A 15,052-nucleotide genomic window follows, 5' to 3' on the forward strand; every position below is an offset into this window, starting at 1 on the left:
TCCGCGGATATGGGAATCTTGGGCAATGAGCCGACGTATGCCGAGCGAGACCGCACCACAGGACCGCATCTGGATGGCGTTCCCGTCGCAGGGCTACACGCTCGGCGACACCGCCGCCGAGGCCGACGAAGCACGCTCGACATGGGCTGCCGTGGCACACGCGGCCCTGGAGTTCGAGCCGGTGACGATGGTTGTCGACCCGGCAGACCTCGACGTCGCACGCCGTTACCTTTCGGCCGACGTCGAGATCGTGTCGACGCCGCTGGACGACGCCTGGATGCGCGACATCGGCCCGACCTTCGTGTATGACGACGGGGCTCTGGCCGGGGTCGACTGGACGTTCAACGGCTGGGGCGGCCAGGACTGGGCTACGTGGGACAACGACGCGAAGGTCGCGTCATACGTGCTCGATCAGGTGGGTGTCCCCGCGATCAAGGCGTCGATCGTCAACGAGGGCGGCGGTTTTCACGTCGACGGTGAGGGCACGGTGCTGCTGACCGAGACGGTCCAGCTCGACCCGGGCCGTAACCCGCAGGCGACCAAGGCGGACATCGAGGCCGAGGTGGCACGCATGCTCGGCGCCACTCACCCGGTGTGGCTCCCGCGCGGACTGACCCGCGACTCGCAGCGCTTCGGCACGCGTGGACACGTCGACATCGTCGCTGCCATCCCCTCCCCCGGCGTGCTCCTGCTGCATGACCAGCGCAACCCCGATCACCCGGATCACGTTGTCATGCAACAGATCGAGAGCGCGCTGCGCGACACCACCGATGCAGCCGGCCGTGCCTGGGACATTCGTAAGGTGCCGGCGCCCGCGGTCCTCGAGGACGAGGAGGGGTCGGTCGACTACAGCTACCTCAACCACCTCGTGGTCAACGACGGGGTCATCGCCTGCTCGTTCGGTGACGCCCACGACGAGGAAGCTGTTGCGGTGCTGGCCGATGCCTACCCGGGCCGCAGGGTCGTCACGGTCGATGCACGGCCGCTCTTCGCTCGCGGTGGCGGCATCCACTGCATCACCCAGCAGCAACCGGTGGCTCCCGCCTGAGCGACAGGCCCTTCGAGACGCCCGCTCGTCCCTCACGGGCTCCTCAGGGACCTTGCTTCGAGACGCCCGCTCGTCCCTCGCGGGCTCCTCAGGGACCTTTGCTAGCTCGCGAAAGCCGCGCGGGCCGTCAGGGCCGCGCGCGTGACCGAGCGCGCGTCGACCGGGCGTGAGGTGTCCAGGTCGATGCGGTGTCCGAAGTCGAATGCCTTGGCATTGCGGGCGATCCAGTCCCAGTCGAGGTCCTGCTGCACGCGGGTGTCGGCGCCGTGCACCGGGTGACGATGCCCTGCCTGCACTCGAGCTTCGTGCCGTCGTCGCGCCGTCGCGGTAGGCAGACTGCACCACACGTGCGGCACGGTCCGAGGGTCGAAGCCCGCTCGCTGCAGGCCGTCCGCAGCGAGCTGATGATCGTCGGGCCACCAGATGTTCTCCACCACTCCGCCGACGGGTGAGGCGGCGAGCAACTGCCAGAGCACCTCACCCGCACCGGAGCCCAACGGGGAGCCGGCACCCCCGGTGCCCTGGAGCGCGGAGCGGGCCGACGGCGGCAACGCGTCGAAGATGGTCTCCTTCACCATGTCCTTCGCGAAGAGCGGCACACCGAGCTCCGCCGCGAGCCGTGGCGCGATCGTCGACTTGCCGGATGCGGGAATGCCGTTGACCAGCAACGCGATCCGTGGCGTGTGCAAGGGCGCGTATGCCGGGGACGGCCACTCGTCACGCGTCACCGCGTGCATCACGTGATCGCGCCAGGCAGCGCCGTCGGAGCTGGGCAGCCACAGCATGTCGCGCACCATCCCCTCCCGGCGGAAGCCGAGGGAGCGCAACAGTCCTGCCGACACGGTGTTGCCCGGTCGCACGTTGGCTTCGAGTCGGTGCAACCCCATGCCGCGCGGCGCTCCGACGAAGGCGAGATTGATGATCTGGCGCATTCCCTCGGCAAAGAGACCCCGGCCGACATACGGGTCGTAAGCGTCGTAGCCGAGCACGCCGCTCTGGAAGCGACCGCGAACAACGTTGGTGACGTTGACCTTCCCGACGATGCCGTGGCTGCCTTCCGGGTCGGCCGCGTGGATCAGGAAGGTGCGGTGCTCCTCGCTCTGCCGCTCCAGGTGCCAGCTGATGTCGTCGGGGTTGACGGGATTCCAGACACCGATGCGTGCCGCCGACTGATGCACCGCCGAGCGGTATGCCGGGACGTCCTCCGGCCTCACGGTGTGCACCCAGACCCGCCGTCCGGTGGATCGCAACGCAGGCACCTGCCAGCTCACCGCACGGTCCTTCCCCGAGATCGGATGTCTGCGCACCGCACGATCAGGAACGCACCTGTCGGCCGCGCAGCACGATGTGTCTCGGGTCAGCCAGCACACCCACGTCGTCGCGGGGATCTGCCTGGTAGACCACGAAATCCGCGCTCTCCCCTTCATCGAGACCGGGGCGGCCGAGCCATTCGCGCGCGCCCCACGTCGCCGCGCTGATCGCCTCGAGGTTCGTCATCCCGGCACGAGTCAGCTCCGCGACCTCTGCTGCGGCGAGCCCGTGCGGCAACTGGCCGCCCGCGTCGGTGCCGACCCAGATCGGCACCCCGGCCTCGTGCGCGGCCGCGACCGTGTCGAACCGCCTGGCATAGAGGTCACGCATATGCGCACCGTAGGACGGGAACTTGGCTTCGCCTGCCTCGGCGAACTTCGGGAAATTCTCGATGTTGACGAGCGTCGGCACGATCGAAATGCCTTGCTGCGCAAACAGATCGATGGAGTCCGGCTGCAGGCCGGTCGCGTGCTCGATGCAGTCGGTGCCGGCTGCGGCGAAGTCGAGCAACGACTCCTCGCCGAAGCAGTGCGCGGTGACGCGAGCGCCTTCCTCGTGCGCAGCGTCGATCGCCGCCCTGAGCGCTTCGCGCGGCCAGCACGGTGACAGGTCACCGCGATCACGATCGATCCAGTCACCGACCAGCTTCACCCACCCGTCGCCACGGCGCGCTTCCTGGCGCACGTAGGCGACGAGGTCCTCGGGCTCGATCTCGTGCGCGAAGTTGCGGATGTAGCGCTTCGTCCGGGCGATGTGCCGGCCGGCGCGGATGATGCGCGGCAGGTCCTCGCGGTCGTCGATCCAGTGCGTGTCGACCGGTGAACCCGCGTCACGCAACAGCAGCGCGCCGGCGTGGCGTTCGCTCAGTGCGTGCTGCTCCGTCGTCTCCTTGTCGACACCGCCGTGTGCCTCGAGCCCCACGTGGCAGTGCGCGTCCACCAGCCCGGGCAGCACGAATCCCTGCACGGTTTCGACGTTTTCGGTGGCTTGCGGCGCGGACCAGCTGATCCGACCGTCCACGACCCACATCTGGTCGCGAACCTCGTCGGGACCGACCAGGATCCGGCCAGTCACGTGCAACACGGGGGCATCTGTCGCCATACCTCGACCCTAGTCGCAGACTCGCGCCGATCGCCCGCACGTGCGGGGTGTGTGGGAACTTCCCGAGCGCTGCTCAACAGATGGGCACTCCCGGGACTCTGTTGTTGTCAGTGCCCTTACTGCCCTTACTGAGGTATGCCGCGCTGACCCATACATTGTGGTTCCCCGAGGTGTCGTCGGTCTTCAGCCACCAGTTGCTGTGCTTCCCACGGAACGAATGGCCCAGGCTCAGCACCTGGCAATCGAAATGCCGCCTGCCCTTCCCCAGGACGCCGACGTCGTGCCAGGCGACCGGGGCGAGATAGGTCGGTGCATCCGCGCGCACCTGCTGATAGCGGCCACTGGTCGACGTCGCCTTCGGCTTTGACTTCGGCTTCGGCGTTGTTTTGGGCTGCTTCGGTTTGGGTGACGTCGGCTTCGGTCTAGGTGTGGGCTTCGCTGTCGAGGTGGGCTTCGACTTCGGAGTTGGCTTCGGGGTCGGTCTCGGTGTGTGGGTCGGTGTGGACTCGCGACGAGGCGGGGTCGTGTGCTTGGGAGGCTGCTTCGACTCGCGTCGCGGCGTGGCGTGCCCGGTGTAGCGAAAGACCCCGGTGACTGATGACGGCTCGGTGGCGAGCCCGGCGACGTTGAGGCCTGCGGTGTGGTTCGCAGCCTGCACGACCAGACCCTGGCCGAGGTAGATGGCGGTGTGCCCGCGGTAGACGATGACGTCTCCGGGCCGGGTCGGCCTCGTGCCGTCGATCCGGGTGAAGCCGTGGGAGGTGAGCTCCGCGGGCATCGCCCAGGAGCTGCCTGCGCCGAAGTCTGTTCCGGTTGCTTGATACCACGCCCACCGCACGAGACCCGAGCAGTCGAGGCCGACCCGGTTGCGATCGTCGTAACGCACGCCATTCTCGTGGTGGACGGTGCCGGTCGACGGACCCGGACGCGCAGCGTGGCCACCCGCCCACGAGTATTGCGTCCCTTTGCCGACCTCCTTGCAGGCCGCCGAGATTGCACGGTTCGCAGCGACACCGGTCGGGCCATATGCATGGCAGTTGCCTGCTGCCCGGGCCGATCCGTGGCTCACCGCCAGACCGCCTACGGCCAGTCCCACGCTGCACACTCCCGCAGCGATGGTGCCGAGCTTCTTCACGTCGTCCCCTGAACGTCCCTGGATCGAACTGTCGCACAACGCAATTCGCTGCACGATGCCATCGATGGTTCCGTCGTTGTGCGGCGATCGTCCGGCGACGCTCGCCCGCAAGGTCGTCCAGGTAGACGCGCGATCATGGGCAACCGGTTCCCGGTGGACCCCATTAGGTGCGACATACTGCGCTGCATGTGGGGGCGTGAACAGCAGGACGAGCAACTCGAGGAGTTCATCGCCGCACGCACCCAGGACCTCCACCACGACGCCTTTCAACTGACCGCGAGCCAGGAGTCAGCAGAACGGCTCGTGGTCGCGGTGCTTGCTGATCTGCGTCGGCAGCGCGTCGACCTGTCACGCGCAGGTGCCACTGCCCACCTTCGGATGGTCCAGCGTGCGGCGACAGACGACAGACCGACCGCGCTCACGGACGACCAGTCGCCGGCAGCCCGCTTCCTACCGATCGCGCGCTTGTCACCGCGGCAGCGTGCTGTGCTTCTGCTGCAGGTCGTCGCCGGATATGACGATCGGTCGATCTCACGCGCGCTGCAGCTTTCGTCCCGCACCGTCAAGGAGACGGTGCGCTCCATCCCGTATGACGACCTCCTGTCACCGCCGTCTCGCCCGAACGAATTGCGTTCGCTGCTGGAGGCTTTCGGCGACCTCGCGACCTTCCCCGATGCAGCCACGACGATGCGTCAGGTCCACACCGCCAAGACCACGGCACGCCGCCCGTGGTGGACGTATGTCGCTGCGCTGCTCGTGATCGCCATGACAGCAACAACGTTCGTCGTCACCGGACGCTGGCACGACGACTGGCTACGCACGCCCGACGGCCTCAACCACGCGCACGGGACGCACTTCCCGACATACATCCAGGGCTATCAGTTGGCGGACATCCGCGACATGACGCCCGGCATCGCCCAGGACGTCACGACCGGCCCGGCCGGAGCGGTGGCGCTGCCCTGCGATGTCGTCGGACCGATGGTGCGGCTCTCCGTGCAGAGCAACGCGTCGTCGGACACCGTGGGAGACTCATGCCTCGAGCCAGGGCCGCGGACGCGGCTCATCGATGTCGAAGGGCGAGCGTCCGCGATGGTGCTCGGTCGCACCCGTGACGAGTTCCCGGTCGGTCTGTACCGACAGGTGCCGCTGAGTGAATACCCCATCGCGACAAAGGATTTCAACGTCCAACACGACCTCACACTCGACATGCTCCGAGGGGAGGCGGCCAGCGACAAGCGACCGCAGGACGCGTCCGAGCGCGTCGTGCTGACGTTGCGCGGGACGAAGTCACACCACAACGGCACCTTCAAGGGTCGGCTCCTGCTACCGCCAAGCAAAGGCGATGGGCCCCCACCGGAGGCGCAGGTAGTCGCGCTGCTTTCACCAACCACGACCGGTCGGTTCCGGGTGCGGATCGACGGCGTTCCGCCCGGAACGAGTTGCGGCAGACACTCGACATTGACCGACCGACAGCCGAAGATCCCCGAGTGTGTGTTGGTCGACCACCAGGTGCCGCAGGTGACGTACTTCCGGCCGGTCGCGGGCATCGACAATTGGCTCCCTGTCGAAGTCACCGTCAAGGATGCCCACGGCCCATGGACGCTGCAGGTTGTGGCAGTCGCCTACGAGGACGGATCCACCGGCTGAGCCACCGCGGGCGCGATCCCGGCATACGCTGGCCGGTATGCGGGGGCGTGAGCACCAGGACGAGCAACTCGAGGAGTTCATCGCCGCACGCACCCAGGACCTGCACCACGACGCCTTCCAACTGATGGGCACGCAGGACGCCGCTGAGCAGTTGGTCGTCCGGGTGCTGACCGACATGCGGCGCGAAGACGTCGACCTCGCCCAGGCGGGTGCCGACGCACGACTGCGCATGGCACGCCTCGCGGTGCGCGACGACACCCCGACCGAGATCACCGACGTCTCCCAATTGCCCGACGAGTTCCGGGCACTCGCCCAGCTGTCACCGCGACAGCGCGCGATCCTGCTGCTGCAGGTCGTCGACGGCCTCGACGAGCGCGAGACCGCTCGCGCGTTGCAGATCTCCGGGCGCTCCACCGACGCCACCCTGCGCTCCATCCCGTATGACGAACTGCCCGGCATGTCACCCCACTCGGGCGAATTGCGTTCTCTCCTGGATGCTTTCGGCGACCTCGCCACAACACCGAGTGCGACCACCACACTCGCCGACCTCCGGGACGTCCCACCGCCACCGCGGCGTCCCTGGTGGACGTATGTCGCCGCCTTCCTCGTCCTCGCACTGACCGTCACGACGGTCGTCTTCTCGCAGCAACGACACAAGGACTGGCTGCGCACTCCCGACGGGCTCAACCACGAGCACGGGACACACTTCCCCGCATACACCCAGGGCTACAAGCTGGTCGACATCCGTGAGGTCGAACCCGGTCCCTCCGCCGAGTTCTCCGTCGACTCCACGAGTGCGGTCGCGATGAACTGCAATGTGCTCGGCCCCGGGCTCGGAATGACGGTCTCGAGCGATCTGACCAGCGGCAACTACTTCCGCCGCCGCACCCAGTGCAAGCGCAAGGACAAGTTGACGCCGTTGACCCCCGTGTCGGGAGACACCCTGGTCTCGGTGAACGACTTCAGTCGGAAACACTGGCCGGTCGCTGTCTACCAACAGGTGCCGCTGAGCGAATACCCCGTTGCCACAGGACATTTCGATGTGCAGACGGGCACCACGCTCGACGACCTCCGGGTGCTGGACTCGATGGACGGCGTCCAACTGCGACCGCGGGTGAAGGGCAAGGTGCTGACCCTGCGCGGCGGGGCCGAGCACCCCAACGGGACGTTCAAGGGCACACTCCAGCTACCGAGAGGCGACGGCAACCTGAATGTCGTCGGCCTGCTCTCCCCCACGACGACCGGCCGCTACCTCGTGCGTGCGGATCACCGTGTGCCGTGGACGACCTGCGGCAACCGGCGCACGGTGAGCTACGGGGAGCTACAGCAGAGCACCGGCTGTGCGCTCGTCGACCGCCACATCCCGCAGATAGAGTTCCAGCAGGTCGGCACACCCCAGACGAACGCACGGACCATGCCCGTGGAGATCACCGTCAAGGACGCCCGCGGACCCTGGACACTCCAAGTGGTCGCCGACCGCTACGCGGACGACGAGCCTGCCGAGCACGGCCCGACGTCGGTGCAGACCAACTGACCCGCGCCGCCAGAGCGGCCGGGCGTCATACCCGGGTAACTCGCGACTTCCCCGCTCAGTCCTTGTCGGCACCCGGACCGAGGAACTTCTCGAAGCCCTTCGGCAGCTTCAGGTCGGAGTAGTCCGGCTCCTCCTGCTGGCCGAACGCGCCGCCCATCGCCTTGTCCCGCGCCTCCGACGCCTTCTGTGCGGCGGCCTTCTCCTGCTGCGCGCGCTTGGCCGGGTTGCCGCTCTTGCCCTTCTTCTTCTTGGCCTGCTGCTTGCCGCGCTTGCCACCACCGGCACCGCCGCCGCCAGGCAGTCCCGGCATGCCGGGCATCCCGCCTCCGCCACGCCGCATCTGACGCATCATCTTCTGCGCCTGGCCGAAACGCTCGAGCAACTGGTTGACCTCGGACACGGTCGTGCCGGCACCACCGGCGATGCGCGCCCGGCGCGAGCCGTTGATCTGCTTGGGGTGGGTGCGCTCGAAGGGCGTCATCGAGCGGACCATCGCCTCGACGCGATCGAACTCCTTCTCGTCGAGCGCGTTGAGCTGGTCCTTCATGCCCGCCATGCCGGGCATCATGCCCATCAGCGCCTTGAGGTTGCCCATCTTCTTGATGGCCTGCATCTGCTGCAGGAAGTCCTCGAAGGTGAAGTCCTCCTCGTCCATGAACTTGCGCGCCATCGCGGCGGCCTGATCACGGTCGAAGGCCTTCTCGGCCTGCTCGATCAGGGTGAGTATGTCGCCCATGTCGAGGATGCGCGACGCCATCCGGTCGGGGTGGAAGACCTCGATGTCCTTGGTCTGCTCACCCACGGAGGAGAACATGATCGGCCGTCCGGTCACTGACGCAACCGACAGCGCGGCACCACCACGGGCGTCACCGTCGAGCTTGGAGAGCACGACACCGGTGAAGTCGACCCCCTGCTGGAAGGCCAGCGCCGTCTCGATCGCGGCCTGGCCGATCATCGCGTCGATGACGAAGAGGACCTCGTCGGGCTGGATCGCCTCGCGGATGTCGGCAGCCTGCTTCATCAGGTTCTCGTCGACGGCCAGACGGCCTGCGGTGTCGACGATGACCACGTCGTACTGACGCACCTTGGCCTGCCCGACACCTGCCTGGGCGACCCACACCGGGTCGCCATACGACTGGGTGCCCTCGGCTGTCGCAGCGTCGTGGCCGCCCTCATTGCCCCGCTCGGGTGCGAAGCACGGCACGCCGGCGCGCTCGGCGACGACCTCGAGCTGCGTGACGGCGTTGGGCCGCTGCAGGTCGGCCGCGACCAGCACCGGGAAGTGCCCCTTGTCGCGCAGGTGCCTGGCCAACTTGCCGGCGAACGTGGTCTTACCCGAACCCTGCAGACCCGCCAGCATGATGACGGTCGGCGGCCGCTTGGCCAGCTGCAGCTCGCGCGTCTGGCCACCGAGGACCTCGATGAGTTCCTCGTTGACGATCTTGACGACCTGCTGACCGGGGTTGAGCGCAGCGCTGACCTCGGCGCCGAGCGCGCGCTCCCGGATGCGCCCGGTGAACTCGCGCACCACCGGCGTCGCGACATCGGCGTCGATCAGCGCGAGGCGGATGTCGCGGATCGTCGAGTTGATATCGGACTCGGTGAGGCGACCCTTGCCCCGGAGGTTCTTGAAGGTCGACGTCAGGCGGTCGGACAGGCTGTTGAACACGCAGCAAGGTTAACTGACGCGAGGATTCGTCCCTCATCCTCGCGTCAGTTAAGCGATGCCTTTGGCCCGTCCTTCGGCCGGAGCTAGCCCGAGACGAGCGAACCTCCATCACACGCGTCGATGAGGGCAGCGATGATCCGCGCCACGTCGGGCGGAGTGACACCTTCACGGGTGAGATAGAAGGTGTCCAGCGACTGCCCGGCATACGTGGCGACGTGGGCCGATCGGATGGCGAATCCGTCCGCCGCGAACGTCTGACCCAGATCGCCGAGCAGCCCCGGACGATCGGTGGCGCGCACCTCGATGACGAGCGCGTCGTCGGACGCGCCCGGCACGAGCGTCGCGCGGGATGGCGCGCTCCCGATCGGCGCACCGATCCGGGTCCCGCGAGCGAGGTGGGGCACGCCCTCGCGCAGGCGCCGCTCCAAGTCCGCCACCTCGGGCAGGTCGGCGTATGGCGCCTCCACCCGCCAGGTGTTGTGCGCGATGCCGTCGGAGGTGCGGATCCGGGCGGAGCGCACCGTCATACCGAATGACACCAGGAGCGCCGCGCACTCCGCGAACAGGCCCGGTCGGTCGCGGTCGGCGATCTCGATCGTCGCGCCGGACGCGGTCGGCACGAGCGCAAGGTATGGCGCACCACTCATCACCCGGGCACGGATGTCGTCGCGGAGTAGCTCGACCTCCTCCGGCGGGCGGTGCCACCGGCCCTCGAGCGCCGCACGGCCGTGCTGCGCCAGCCGGTGCACCAGCTCGGCACGCCAGGAGGTCCACGCCTTCGGCCCGGCAGCCACGGCGTCGGCCTCGGTCAGCGCGACGAGCAGCTCGAGCAGGTCGGGCCGTTCGTCGACCGCGCGTAGGAGTGCTGCGACAGTGGCCGGGTCGTCCGGGTCACGCCGGGTCGCCAGGTCGACCACGGTCAGGTGCTCGCGGACCAGCAGGGTGATGGTCTCAACGTCGGCTTCGGCGAATCCCATTCGCCGCGCTACGTTCCCGGCGACCGGGGCGCCTTCGGCGGCATGATCGTGCACCCCCGCGATCTTGCCGATGTCGTGCAACAGGGCGGCGATCAGCAGCAGGTCGGGCCGCTGCACCCGGTCGCGCAGACCCGCCGCGGCCACGACCGTCTCGATCAGATGCCGATCGACGGTGTGGCGGTGGACCGGGCTGCGTTGTGGCCGGCTGCGCACCGGCGCCCACTCCGGCAGCCACGACCCGATCACGCCTGCCAGGTCCAAGGTCTCCCAGACCGCACGCAGCCCCTCGCCGGAAGCCAGCAGATCGACGAACACGTCCCGGATCTCCTCCGGCCACGGCGTCGGCAAGGCAGGGACCGGGTCGGTCAGGTTCGCGAGAGTCGTTGGCCCGAGCGGCATTTCGCGTCGTGCTGCGGCGCCGGCAGCGCGCAGCAGCGTCAGCGGCCCGCGACGGGTGATGTCCCGGCGACCGAGGACCACTTCGCCGTCATGCAGGTAGAGACCGTGGCCGAGCGGACGTAGCAGCGGCCGGCGTGGCCCGGCGCGCAGCGTGCGGGCCCGCTGCGACTGCCCGGCCCGGCGCAGCGTGTCCTGCAGTGCGTGCGAGATCGTGCGTCCGGACTGCACGACCGACGTGAGCAGCGCGTCGGCGTCGGGCTCGCCCAACAGGGCGGCCACCGCGTCCTGGTCCTGCCTGGACAACTTGTCGCGCCAGCGGCCGGTGACGACGTGCAACGCGTCACGCACGTCCAGCAACCGGTCGTATGCCACGTCGACCGCCCCGTGCGGACGGTCAGCGAGCCACGTCGCGGCCAGCGCACGCAGCACCGTCATGTCGCGCAACCCGCCCGCGGCCTCCTTCAGCTGCGGCTCGAGCTCGTGTGTCAGATCGCCGTGACGGATGTGCCGGTCACGCAACGAGGCGACCAGTTCAGGCAGGCGCTTGCGGGCGTTCGAGCGCCAGTCGTGCGCGATCCCCTGCCGGACCTGGGCGACCAGCAGCGCGTCCCCGGCGACGTGCTGGACGTCGAGCAGTCCGACGGCGGCGTTGAGGTCGGCGGTCGCGACGGCCCGGCAGTCCGTCGGTGTACGCATGCTGTGGTCCAGCCGGATTCCCTTGTCCCACAACGGATACCAGATCCGATCAGCCAGGCCGTCGAGGTCGGACGAGCCTCGTTCGTCGTGCAGCAGCACCACGTCGAAGTCGGACAACGGCCCGCTGTCGCCTCGTGCGATGCCGCCGACGACGGCGAGCGCGACACCCTCGGGTGGTGTGGCGGCCCGCCATACATCTGCCAGCACGTCCCTGGCGTATGCCGTCAGTCGCTCACGCCGCCGCGCGCCTGCACCCGGCGTCCCGAAGTCGCGCGTTCCGGCGAGGTCGAGACGTTCCCGGTCGACGGCAGGCCGACTCACAACCGCACCCCCTTCGCCGAGAGGCCCCCGGTTCGCCGAGCGGACCCCCAATTACGGGCGAAATCGGGTGCAATCGAGGGGCCCGTCGATGAAAGGGGGGCCTGTCGGCACAGGTGTTCGTCCGGGTTGAGAGACCCGCCGCTACAACGCGCCGTCACCGTGCTCACCCGTGCGCACACGGACGATGTCGTCGATCGGCATCACCCACACCTTCCCGTCGCCGATGCGGCCGGTCTGTGCGGTCTTGACGATGACGTCCACGACGCTGCGGGCGTCGAGATCCTCCACGACGACCTCGAGCCGCAGCTTCGGGACGAAGTCGACCGAATACTCCGCACCGCGGTAGACCTCGCTGTGCCCTCGCTGCCGGCCGTAACCGCTGGCCTCGCTGACCGTCATACCGGTGATGCCATAGGCCTCCAGGGCTTCCTTCACGTCGTCCAGCCGGAACGGCTTGATGATGGCGGTGATGAGTTTCATGCCGTGACCTCTTCCTTGCTGTTGTCGGAATCGTGGCGCGCCGGGCGGTGACCGATCCGGCTGGCCGAGAAGACACTGCCGAAGTCGTATGCCGTCTCGGCGTGCTCGGTCTGGTCGACCCCCTCGGCCTCGTCCTCGTCACTGATCCGCCAGCCCATCGTCGCCTTCAGCGCGTAGCCGATGACGGTCGTGACGATCGCGGTGTAGAGCAGGGCCACTAGCGCGATCACGAATTGCACCACCAACTGGCGCCATTCGCCATACGCAAGGCCGGTCCCGCGGGCGAAGACGCCCAGCGACAGGGTGCCCCAGAGTCCGGAGACCAGGTGCACGCCCACGACGTCGAGCGAGTCGTCGAAGCCGAACCTGAACTTCAGCCCGATCGCGTATGCCGACGCCACACCCGCGACCAACCCGACGCCGATCGCGCCCAGCGGAGTGACATTGCCACAGGCGGGAGTGATCGCGACCAGGCCCGCGACGATGCCGGACGCAGCGCCGACCGAGGTCGCGTGACCGTCACGCAGCTTCTCCAGCAGCAGCCAGCCCATCATCGCCGCACACGTCGCGACGGTGGTGTTGACCCAGACCAGAGCTGCGGATTCGTTTGCACCCAGAGCGGATCCGGAGTTGAAGCCGTACCAGCCGAACCACAGGATGCCTGAGCCGAGCATCACCAGCGGCACGTTGTGCGGGCGCATCGGTGACTTGCCGAAGCCGGCGCGCTTGCCGAGCAGCAGGGCCAGGACCAGACCGGCAATACCCGCGTTGATGTGCACGACCGTGCCACCTGCGAAGTCGATGGGGGCGACCTTCGCCATACCGTCGACCGTGCCGAAGAGCTTCGCCGCGATCCCGTCCGCCGATCCGGACAGCAGTCCGCCGCCCCAAACCATGTGTGCGAGAGGGAAATACGCCAGAGTCACCCACAACCCGGAGAAGGCCAGCCAGGTCGAGAACTTCGCTCGATCGGCGATAGCGCCGCTGATCAGCGCCACGGTGATCGCGGCGAAGGTGAACTGGAAGCCGGCGAAGACCAGGGTCGGTATGCCACCCGCCTGCAGCACGGTGCTGCCCGGCTCCCCCGGCAAAATGCCTGTCAATCCCCAGAATTCGAAGGGTCCGGCGAAGATGCCGAGGTGGTCGTGGGTGCCGAAGGACATCGAGTAGCCCCAGAGCACATAGATGATGCCGATGACTCCGAACGCCCCGAAGGACATCATCATCATGTTGAGCACTCCGCGGGATCGCCCGAGACCGCCGTAGAACAGCGCGAGTCCGGGGATCGTCATGAAGAGCACGAGGGACGCCGCGATCAGCATCCAGGCCGTGTTGCCGGTGTCGAGTGTCGGCGGCGCTGCGGCCGACAGTCCGTGTGTCAGGGAGGTCATGCGAAAGACCTTGTCAATGCACGGTTTCAGTCACGTTCCCGTCGGTGTTACATCCACGTTGCTTCTCGACGGCGGTGTTAACAACACGTTTCGCGACCCAAGCCGGTCGAGTAGTTCGAGACCCGACACCCAAGCTGGTCGAGTAGCTCGTGAGGCACGAGCGAGCGTATCGAGACCCGACACCCAAGCTGGTCGAGTAGCTCGCGAGGCACGAGCGAGCGTATCGAGACCCGACACCCAAGCTGGTCGAGTAGCTCGCGAGGCACGAGCGAGCGTATCGAGACCCCGGACGCATAATGGCTGTATGACGTCACTGGTGCTGCCCGGACCGGTGCGCCGTGTGCACGACACGGTGCGCCACAAGGCCGCCGTCCAACTACGCGAGCGGGTTGCCGGCGAGGACGCGACCCGGCGCGCGGACGGCATCTGGGGCAAGGAGGGTGACCGCTGGTTCGGCCCCGACGACCCGATCTGGCGCGTGCACCTGGACGCCGCGATGTTCGTCGGCGGGATCCGTGCGCTGCTGCTGCAGGCCCTGCACCCGCTGGCCATGGCCGGTGTCGAGGACTTCTCCAACTACCGCGACGACCCGTGGGGGCGCTTGCAGGGGACGAGCAACTTCGTCTCGACGACGACGTTCGGCACCATCCCGGACGCCGAGCAACTGCTGGCCCGGGTGCGCAGCATCCACCGCAGGGTGCACGGGACGTTCGAGGGCGTGCCCTATCGCGCCGACGACCCGCATCTGCTGGCGTGGGTGCACGCGGCCGAGGCGGACAGCTTCCTGACCTGTTTCCGCGCGTTCGGTGGTGGGACGTTGACCGACACCGAGGCCGACACGTATGTCGCCCAGATCGGTTCCGTGTCGATGCGCCTCGGGTTCGAGGGCGCGCCGACTTCGGTCGCCGGGCTGGAGCAGACGCTGGAGTCCTTCCGTCCGGAGCTGCGCGGCACGGCGTCGGCGCGGTCGGCGTTGCACTTCATCACCTGGAAGCCACCGCTGCCGGTCTCGGCACGCCCTGCCTATCTGAGTCTGGTGGCGGGCGCGGTCGGCACGTTGCCGTCATACGCCCGGCAGATGCTGGGGATCCGCACTCCTCCCGGCGCTCCGGCGCTGCTGCGCGGCGCGGGCATCGCGGGCGCGACCGGGGTGCGCTGGATGTTGGCTGACCCGCAGGTGCAACAGGACCGCCGCGTCAATCAAGCCACTGACGCCGCTCGCCGCTCCTGAAACGGCCCCGAGACGGCCCACCACTCCCCGCCCAGTGACGGCTCCCTCGACGAGTGACGGCGTCATACCACCGTCATTCGTCGAGGGAGCCGTCACTGGCGAAAGGTGGGGT

At 68.1% G+C, this 15,052-nt stretch carries 11 protein-coding genes; 4 read left to right on the forward strand and 7 right to left on the reverse strand.

The features are described 5' to 3' along the window. Positions 1 to 37: 37 nt before the first annotated feature. On the forward strand, positions 38 to 1,048 hold the full coding sequence (locus tag ACSZL9_RS03490) for an agmatine deiminase family protein (protein ID WP_446664073.1): 1,011 nt from the start codon (positions 38 to 40) through the stop codon (positions 1,046 to 1,048). Between the two features lie 101 nt (positions 1,049 to 1,149). Here the strand turns inward: ACSZL9_RS03490 and ACSZL9_RS03495 are convergent, their stop codons facing one another. The 3 genes from ACSZL9_RS03495 to ACSZL9_RS03505 form a co-directional block, all read right to left on the reverse strand. Further along, the gene (locus ACSZL9_RS03495) at positions 1,150 to 2,319 is read right to left on the reverse strand and encodes a GNAT family N-acetyltransferase (protein ID WP_446664074.1); all 1,170 of its coding nucleotides are present in this window, start codon (positions 2,317 to 2,319) and stop codon (positions 1,150 to 1,152) included. Positions 2,320 to 2,362: 43 nt separating this feature from the next. Beyond that, positions 2,363 to 3,460, reverse strand: coding sequence for an amidohydrolase family protein (locus ACSZL9_RS03500; protein WP_446664075.1), 1,098 nt, complete (start codon positions 3,458 to 3,460; stop codon positions 2,363 to 2,365). A gap of 73 nt (positions 3,461 to 3,533) precedes the next feature. Then, positions 3,534 to 4,649 carry an NlpC/P60 family protein gene (locus ACSZL9_RS03505; protein ID WP_446664076.1) on the reverse strand — a complete coding sequence of 372 codons (1,116 nt, stop codon included), beginning with the start codon at positions 4,647 to 4,649 and terminating at the stop codon, positions 3,534 to 3,536. Between the two features lie 132 nt (positions 4,650 to 4,781). On the opposite strand from ACSZL9_RS03505, the gene ACSZL9_RS03510 reads away from it, so the two are divergent. Further along, a complete protein-coding gene (locus ACSZL9_RS03510; protein ID WP_446664077.1) occupies positions 4,782 to 6,242 on the forward strand; it encodes a hypothetical protein in 1,461 nt (486 codons plus the stop codon). A gap of 37 nt (positions 6,243 to 6,279) precedes the next feature. Then, positions 6,280 to 7,776: an RNA polymerase sigma factor gene (locus ACSZL9_RS03515; RefSeq protein WP_446664078.1), complete on the forward strand. Its 1,497-nt coding sequence runs from the start codon at positions 6,280 to 6,282 to the stop codon at positions 7,774 to 7,776. Positions 7,777 to 7,831: 55 nt separating this feature from the next. Here the strand turns inward: ACSZL9_RS03515 and ffh are convergent, their stop codons facing one another. From ffh to ACSZL9_RS03535, 4 genes are all read right to left on the reverse strand, one after another. Beyond that, entirely contained in the window at positions 7,832 to 9,445 is a 1,614-nt protein-coding gene (gene ffh / locus ACSZL9_RS03520) for a signal recognition particle protein (protein ID WP_446664079.1), read from the reverse strand. A gap of 83 nt (positions 9,446 to 9,528) precedes the next feature. After that, positions 9,529 to 11,838, reverse strand: coding sequence for a [protein-PII] uridylyltransferase (locus ACSZL9_RS03525; RefSeq protein WP_446664080.1), 2,310 nt, complete (start codon positions 11,836 to 11,838; stop codon positions 9,529 to 9,531). A gap of 141 nt (positions 11,839 to 11,979) precedes the next feature. Further along, positions 11,980 to 12,318 carry a P-II family nitrogen regulator gene (locus ACSZL9_RS03530; protein WP_446664081.1) on the reverse strand — a complete coding sequence of 113 codons (339 nt, stop codon included), beginning with the start codon at positions 12,316 to 12,318 and terminating at the stop codon, positions 11,980 to 11,982. Then, positions 12,315 to 13,709 carry an ammonium transporter gene (locus ACSZL9_RS03535; RefSeq protein WP_446664082.1) on the reverse strand — a complete coding sequence of 465 codons (1,395 nt, stop codon included), beginning with the start codon at positions 13,707 to 13,709 and terminating at the stop codon, positions 12,315 to 12,317. Before ACSZL9_RS03535 ends, ACSZL9_RS03530 begins: the two co-directional genes overlap by 4 nt. Before the next feature lie 304 nt (positions 13,710 to 14,013). Here ACSZL9_RS03535 and ACSZL9_RS03540 point away from each other — a divergent pair, with 304 nt between their 5' ends. Next, the gene (locus tag ACSZL9_RS03540) at positions 14,014 to 14,940 is read left to right on the forward strand and encodes an oxygenase MpaB family protein (protein WP_446664083.1); all 927 of its coding nucleotides are present in this window, start codon (positions 14,014 to 14,016) and stop codon (positions 14,938 to 14,940) included. Positions 14,941 to 15,052: the final 112 nt, after the last annotated feature.

The organism is Flexivirga sp. B27 (assembly GCF_052905685.1).

Excerpts from the sequence above, each read along its gene's own strand:
- ACSZL9_RS03515 (WP_446664078.1), top strand. The coding sequence starts at position 6,280 with ATGCGGGGGCGTGAGCACCAGGACGAGCAACTCGAGGAGTTCATCGCC.
- ACSZL9_RS03540 (WP_446664083.1), top strand. The coding sequence starts at position 14,014 with ATGACGTCACTGGTGCTGCCCGGACCGGTGCGCCGTGTGCACGACACG.
- ACSZL9_RS03490 (WP_446664073.1), top strand. The coding sequence starts at position 38 with ATGCCGAGCGAGACCGCACCACAGGACCGCATCTGGATGGCGTTCCCG.
- ACSZL9_RS03510 (WP_446664077.1), top strand. The coding sequence starts at position 4,782 with ATGTGGGGGCGTGAACAGCAGGACGAGCAACTCGAGGAGTTCATCGCC.
- ACSZL9_RS03530 (WP_446664081.1), bottom strand. The coding sequence starts at position 12,318 with ATGAAACTCATCACCGCCATCATCAAGCCGTTCCGGCTGGACGACGTG.
- ACSZL9_RS03535 (WP_446664082.1), bottom strand. The coding sequence starts at position 13,709 with ATGACCTCCCTGACACACGGACTGTCGGCCGCAGCGCCGCCGACACTC.
- ACSZL9_RS03500 (WP_446664075.1), bottom strand. The coding sequence starts at position 3,460 with ATGGCGACAGATGCCCCCGTGTTGCACGTGACTGGCCGGATCCTGGTC.